6 protein-coding genes are annotated in these 6,346 nt (G+C 68.6%); all 6 read right to left on the bottom strand.

Going from position 1 to position 6,346, the window contains the following annotated elements:
- Positions 1–1,494 (bottom strand): HNH endonuclease signature motif containing protein (locus tag Q4P07_RS12160; RefSeq protein WP_303375182.1); only part of this gene is annotated, 1,494 nt, incomplete at its 3' end.
- 138 nt (positions 1,495–1,632) lie between these two features.
- Positions 1,633–2,739, bottom strand: a complete 1,107-nt coding sequence (locus Q4P07_RS12165) for a branched-chain amino acid aminotransferase (protein WP_303375183.1) — start codon at positions 2,737–2,739, stop codon at positions 1,633–1,635.
- A gap of 58 nt (positions 2,740–2,797) precedes the next feature.
- Positions 2,798–3,682: a ketol-acid reductoisomerase gene (locus Q4P07_RS12170; RefSeq protein ID WP_303375184.1), complete on the bottom strand. Its 885-nt coding sequence runs from the start codon at positions 3,680–3,682 to the stop codon at positions 2,798–2,800.
- Between the two features lie 31 nt (positions 3,683–3,713).
- A complete protein-coding gene (locus Q4P07_RS12175; RefSeq protein ID WP_303375185.1) occupies positions 3,714–4,511 on the bottom strand; it encodes an ABC transporter permease in 798 nt (265 codons plus the stop codon).
- Positions 4,508–5,404, bottom strand: coding sequence for an ABC transporter permease (locus tag Q4P07_RS12180; protein ID WP_303375186.1), 897 nt, complete (start codon positions 5,402–5,404; stop codon positions 4,508–4,510). The genes Q4P07_RS12175 and Q4P07_RS12180 overlap by 4 nt, the downstream gene beginning before the upstream one ends.
- On the bottom strand, positions 5,397–6,323 hold the full coding sequence (locus Q4P07_RS12185) for an ABC transporter ATP-binding protein (RefSeq protein WP_303375193.1): 927 nt from the start codon (positions 6,321–6,323) through the stop codon (positions 5,397–5,399). The genes Q4P07_RS12180 and Q4P07_RS12185 overlap by 8 nt, the downstream gene beginning before the upstream one ends.
- Positions 6,324–6,346: the final 23 nt, after the last annotated feature.

Genomic DNA, 6,346 nt, shown 5'->3' on the forward strand with positions numbered 1-6,346 from the left:
CCACCAGGCCCCTCCTCCACAATGATGATCCGCCCTCTCCCACGCGGGACGGCTTAAGTCCTCCCACGGCGGTGTCGAGTCGCGGTCCGGCCCAAGGACCGTCCCGCTGTTGCGCCACTGGGTGATCAGCATGGTGGTGGCCAGGCTCAGGTGGAGCGGCTCGCCCGCCCAGCCGCCGGTGACGGTGCGCGGCGTGATACTGCGATCCGCCAGGATGCGGTCGGCCCGCCCGAACAGTGGCGGAGAGAGGAGCAGAACCTTCCCGGTTAGGGGGTCGACGAACTCGAACTGCTGTGGGCCCAGTGACCGGACAGCGAGCCGCCCGAGGTGGACTGCACGGTGGCAGGAGCCGCAGAGCAGCACGGCGTTGTCGAGGTCGGTAGCCCCGCCATGAGCCCAGTACACGACGTGGTGGGCGTGGAGGAACCTGGTGCGCGCGCATCCCGGTGTCTGGCAGCAGCGGTCACGAAGCCTCAACGCCTTCAGCTGCGCCGTCGAGAACCGGCGACGGCGGCGGCCGAACGCCAGCACGGCACCCCGTTGGCCGCGCAGGAGGCACCGGCTGTCGGCCCCGCAGAGCACCTCCTCGGCGGTGGCGTCGTCGAGCGCCGGTCCGTCGTCGGCAGCCACGACCCCGGGCTGCCCCTCGGAGCAGCCCTTCGGCCGGGCCTGGTCCTGCTGGTGGATGAAGATCACCTCGGCGGCGGACGCCATCTCTGGGGCGTCCTGGACGCTCAGCCCGATCTCGGCGAGGGCCAGCAGCGCGGGCCCGGCCTGCAGTGGCGCTGGCGCGGTCCGGTCGATCTGCTCTGCCCCGGACTCGTCGGTGGGGTCCGCGTCATGGGCGATAGTGCGGACCCTCTCCAGCTCGGCCCGGGTCAGTGCGGCGAGCAACCTCGCGCCGTCGGCCGGCCCGAACCGGCCCCAGACCACCAGGTCCCCGCTCTCCTCGTCCCAGCGCCACTGCAGCGACTGCGGCGGCGGGTCTGACGGCAACGGCGGCTGACCAGGTTGTGGGTCGGGGCGGTTGCGTCGCTCCTCCTCTTTCTTCAGCCCGGCTGCCACCTTGCGGAGTCCGGCGGTGAGGCGCTCGACGTGCGCGGCCGGGGCGTTCTTGGCGATGACGACCAGCTCAGACTCGGTCTCTCCGGTGGCGACGCGGCTCACTGCACGCACCTTTGAGTAGGACAGCTCACCCTTGGCGAAGGCCTCGGCGGTGCGCGGCAGCGAACGCAGCGAACGGGCGACCCGGACGTGGTCCCGTGCGGTGCGCAGACTCATACCGGTGCGCCATGAGAGCCAGTGCGGCAGGCTGCGGATCCCTGGCACGCCCCAGCCGCCATGCTCGTCGAACTGGCCAAGCAGCGCGAGAAACCTGGCAGTGGCGGCTGCGATCTGCCCCGCGAGCTGGGCGATCTGGTCGCCCAGCTCACTGAGCTCGTCCGGGGACGGCAGCTCCTGCCGCGTCTGGTCCACAACCTCGTCTACGTCCACGTCCTGGTCCTCCCCCCACGTGAGCCGGGCCCCTCCCTGACTCTTGTGGTCCACGCTAGAGCGCGGCACCGACAGACCCGGGCTGCTCCGCGGAGCAGCCCTGGGGACAGCGCGTGCTGCTCGCTCGCGGCGCGCTGGTCAGACCAGTTGGTAGAGCCAGCCGTGCGCGTCCTCGCCGCGACCGTACTGGATGTCCAGCAGCTCCTCGCGCAGCGACATGGTGACCTCGTGCGAGTCCGGCATTGCGACCTCGCCGCCGTTCCAGGCCAGCCGGCCGACCGGCGAAATAACCGCTGCCGTCCCGCAGGCGAAAACCTCAGTGATCAGTCCGGACGCGACGCCCTCGCGCCACTCGTCGATGGTGAACTGCCGCTCCTCCACGATCATCCCGCGTTCACGTGCCAGCTCCACCAGCGAGGACCGCGTGACGCCCGGCAGGATCGTGCCGGTGAGCTCCGGCGTGACCAACCGACCGTCGCCATAGACGAAGAACATGTTCATGCCGCCGAGCTCCTCGACAAATTTGTGCTCGATCGCGTCCAGGAAGACGACCTGGTCGCAGCCGTGCTCGATGCCCTCGGCTTGCGAGGCCAGGCTAGCGGCGTAGTTGCCGCCGCACTTGGCGGCGCCGGTGCCACCGGGCGAGGCGCGCACATAAAGCTCGCTGACCCACAAGCTGATCGGCGTGAGGCCACCCTTGAAGTAGGCGCCGGCCGGCGAGGCGATGACCACGAAGAGCGCCCTGTTGGTGGGCCGGACCCCGAGCGCCTCCTCGGTCGCGATCATGAACGGCCGCAGGTAGAGCGAGGTCTCGCCCGAGCCGGCTTCGGGCACCCACGCCTGGTCGATCGTCACGAGCTCCTTGATGGCATCGAGGAAGATGACCGGCGGCAGCTCCGGAAGGGCCAAGCGACGCGCGGAATTGTTGAACCGTTCGGCGTTGCGCTCGGGACGGAAGGTCCACACCGTGCCGTCCTCGTGCCGGTAGGCCTTCATCCCCTCGAAGATCTCCTGGCCGTAGTGGAAGACCGCGGCCGACGGGTCGAGCGGGATCGGGCCATAAGGCACGACGCGCGCGTCGTGCCACCCCTGCTCCCTGTCCCAGTCCATCAGCACCATGTGCTCGCTGAAGTTGGTGCCGAAGCCTGGGTTCTCCAGAACCGTGGCGATCTCGTCGGCCGAGGCACGCTGGGTGCGCTCGGTGATCGCGAACGGTGTGTGGGATGACGTCGTCGTCGTGCTCATGCCCTGAGCGTATCCGCCGGCGGTCCGCGCTGAGCGGCCGTGGGTCAGTGACGCGACGTCAACGGATCCAGCTCATCATGGAGCGCACCCGGCGGCCGACCCGGTCGATCAGCGGAGCGCCCTGCGCGGCAGATCGCCGGCTCGAAGCCGTGTCCGGTGGGTCCTGCTCCGGCTGGCCGCCGGGACCGTACTGACTGGCGAAGCCGGATTCGTAGATCTGGTCGATCCGGGTCTTCAGCTCGTGGACCACAGCCAGATAGGCGACCTCCTCCTCCACACCCTCAGCGACGAGGGCCTCGAAGGCGGCCTCGACCGTCTCCCGGAGCGGGGCGTGGACGTGCTCCTCGGCATACGCCGTCGCCGCAGCGTCGTGCTCGAGCGTGGTGACGATGGCACCGGAGCGCAGGGCACCCATGGCTGCCGCGTAGGCCGTCAGCGTCGCCTCGGCGGCGCCACTGCCGTCCCTGGCCACCGCGACGAGGGCAGGGCAGCCCCGTCCATCGAGGTACTCATCTCGGACCCGGTCCCCGTCACCGATCGAGCGGATCATCGCCAGATCGACCCCCGGTGGGACGGTGAGACCACCTTGTTGGACGATCGCTGCGGAGGTGACGATGACCAGATCGCCAGGCTCGGTGCCTTCATCGAGAAGCTTCTGGAGGGCCACGACTGCCGGGTCACCGGCCTCGACTGCTTCCGGCGTCGGGATGAGCACGATGTCGCACCGTCTGACCGCTTCCTCCGGAGCGCTGACCGACAGCCCCTCCATCTCGGCGCGCGCCGCCAGCCTGCTGTCGGGGGCAACGGCCACCCAGACGTCAACGCCACTGTCGCGCAGGTTCAGCGCATGAGCCGCGCCGAGCGCGTCGAAACCCAGGACTGCCACCTGCCTGTCCTGAAGCAGAGTCAGGTCGGCGGAGGCGGGATCGAGGACAGAGGTCACGCATCCAGCCTAACGGGGCCGCCGCACCCCGTCAGCGCAGGAAGAGCGCCCGCAGCCGCACCGTCGTCAACCACAGCCCGAGGCACGTCATACCGACGAAGTAGGCGACGTGCACCAAGGTCAGCCCGGTGAAGTGCCCCACCGACAGCTGCCGCATCAGCTCGACGGCGTGCCACAACGGGGTCGCCATCACGAACCACTGGATCGCCTCGGGGTAAACGCTGATCGGGTAGAGCGTGGCGGAGAACAAGAACATCGGCAGCATCACGAAGTTGATGACGTCCATCTGCTGGAAGGTCGTCATGAAGCTGGTCACGCCCATCCCGAACGCCGCGAAACCAAAGGCGATGAGCACCGCGACCGGCACCATCAGCAGCGACCACCAGCTCGTCACCAGCCCCATGGCCGCGAGCACGCCGAGGAAGCCCACGGCATACATGAAGCCGCGGAAGAGCGCCATCATGATCTCCCCGAGCGCCACGTCGAGCGGACCGAGGCTGGTCTGCAGCATGGCCTGGTAGAGGTTGGCGAAGCGCAGCTTGAAGAAGACATTCCAGGTCGAGTCGTAGATCGCGCCGTTCATCGCCGAGGTAGCGAGCAGGGCGGGCGCGATATAGGCGGCGTAGGTGATGGGCTGGCCACCGGGGCCCTCGACCGTGCCGACTAGGCCGCTCATCCCGATGCCCATCGCCAACAAGTAGAGGACGGGCTCGAAGAAGCCGGAGACGAGGATCATCCAGTTCTGGTTGCGGATGACCTTGAAGCCGCGCTCGAGGACGGCACCGACGTTGCCCGAGGAGAGCCCGGCGAGCGCGCTCGGCACACTCATGACCGCAACCTCCGCGTGTAGACCCGCACGCCCATGACGAGCCCCAGACCGGTGGTGGCGAGCAGGAAGGCCAGGTGGACGGCCGCCATCATGGGCGTGAGGGCGGCGCCGTAGGCCGCCCAGCGGGCGAGCTCGGTGCCATGCCACACCGGCGAGATCCAGCCGATCCAGTGCAGGTAGGCCGGCATCGCCGAGAGCGGGAAGAAGGTCCCGGCGAAGAGAAACATCGGCATCACCACAAACCGCTGGATGAAGGAGAACTGGAAGCCTTCGTCCTGCACCGTTGCGGCGTAGGCCTGCAGCGGCGCGCCGAAGGAGGTCGCGGTCAGCACCCCGATCGGCACGATCAGCCACGACCACGGGCTCGGGGCGGCGCCGAAGGCCAGCATGATCAGCCAGAAGATCAACGTCTGGATGAGGAAGCGGATCCCGACCGCGAGCAAGTGCCCCAGCGCGATCTGCCCGGGGCTGATCGCGCTGGCCAGCGGCCCGTAGTAGAGCCGCTGCCACTTGAAGCCAGCCATGATCGGATAGGTCATCTCAGCAGAGACCGACATGACCGCGGTGGAGATCAGCAGGGCGGGCGCGACAAACATCAGATAGCTCACGCCTTCGACCGAGCCCGCGCCGGAGTCGACGAGGGCCCCGAGCCCGATGCCCATCGCGACCATGTAGAGGAGCGGCTGGCCGACGGCGTAGAACATGATCGGCCACGCGTAGGCGCGCATGCCGCGTAGCACCGTCTCGGCGTAGTACCAGATGCCGAATCGGGCGGCGCGGCGCGCCATCTCGGCATGAGCGGGCACGCGTCCGGACTGCACGAGCCGGTGAGGGTCGAGCTGCCCAGTAGTCGACGTGACGCCTGGCCCCGAGAGGCTGGGTGACTCAGTCAATGAGGGACCTCCCGGTCAGTCGCAGGAAGACGTCCTCCAGCGACGAACGGCGCACCAGCGAGGTGACGGGGTGCAGGCCGCGGCGCGACACCTCATCCAGCGCGGCCTCGCCGTCGTCGGTGTAGATCAGCACGCGGTCCGGCAGCACCTCGTTGCGGGCACCGACCCCCTCCAGCTGCGAGACGACCTGGGCGTTGCGGTCGGAGCCGAAGCGAAGCTCGACCACCTCACGGGTGGAGTAGTCACGGATCAGCTGCCGGGGCGAGCCTTCGGCCATGATCTGCCCATGGTCCATGACGATCAAGCGGTCACACAGCTGCTCGGCCTCGTCCATGAAGTGGGTCGTGACGACCAACGTGGTGCCCGCCTCCTTGAGCCGGAAGAGCCGATCCCACAGGATGTGCCGCGCCTGCGGGTCCAGACCGGTCGTCGGCTCGTCCAGGAGCAGGATCTTGGGCTCGTTGACGAGGCCACGCGCGATGGTGAGCCGGCGCTTCATACCTCCCGAGAGACTGGCGACCTTGTCTTTTGCCTTGGTCTGGAGCTGGGCGAAGTCGAGCAGCTCGTCAGCCTTGGGCCCGAGGTAGGAGCGGGGCAGACCGAAGTAGCGGCCATACATGATGATGTTGTCCCGGACCCGCAGCTCCTCGTCGAGGTTGTCCTGCTGCGGGATCACCCCCAGGTGGGCGCGGACCTCGGGGCCGTGGTCGGCTGGGTCGAGGCCGAGGACCTCCAGGTCGCCGCCCGTGCGGTCCAGGGTGCCCCCGATCATCCGCATCGTGGTCGACTTGCCCGCTCCGTTGGGGCCGAGCAGACCGAAAGACTCCCCCGGCTGCACGTGGAAGTCGATGCCGTCGACAGCGGCGAAGTCCTTGTAGGTCTTGCGCAGCCCCCGCGCGTTGATCACCGGTGCAGTCACGGTCGGCAACTCTAGACGCCCGC

The organism is Ornithinimicrobium sp. (genome assembly GCF_030537745.1).
Classification (GTDB): Bacteria; Actinomycetota; Actinomycetes; order Actinomycetales; family Dermatophilaceae; genus Ornithinicoccus.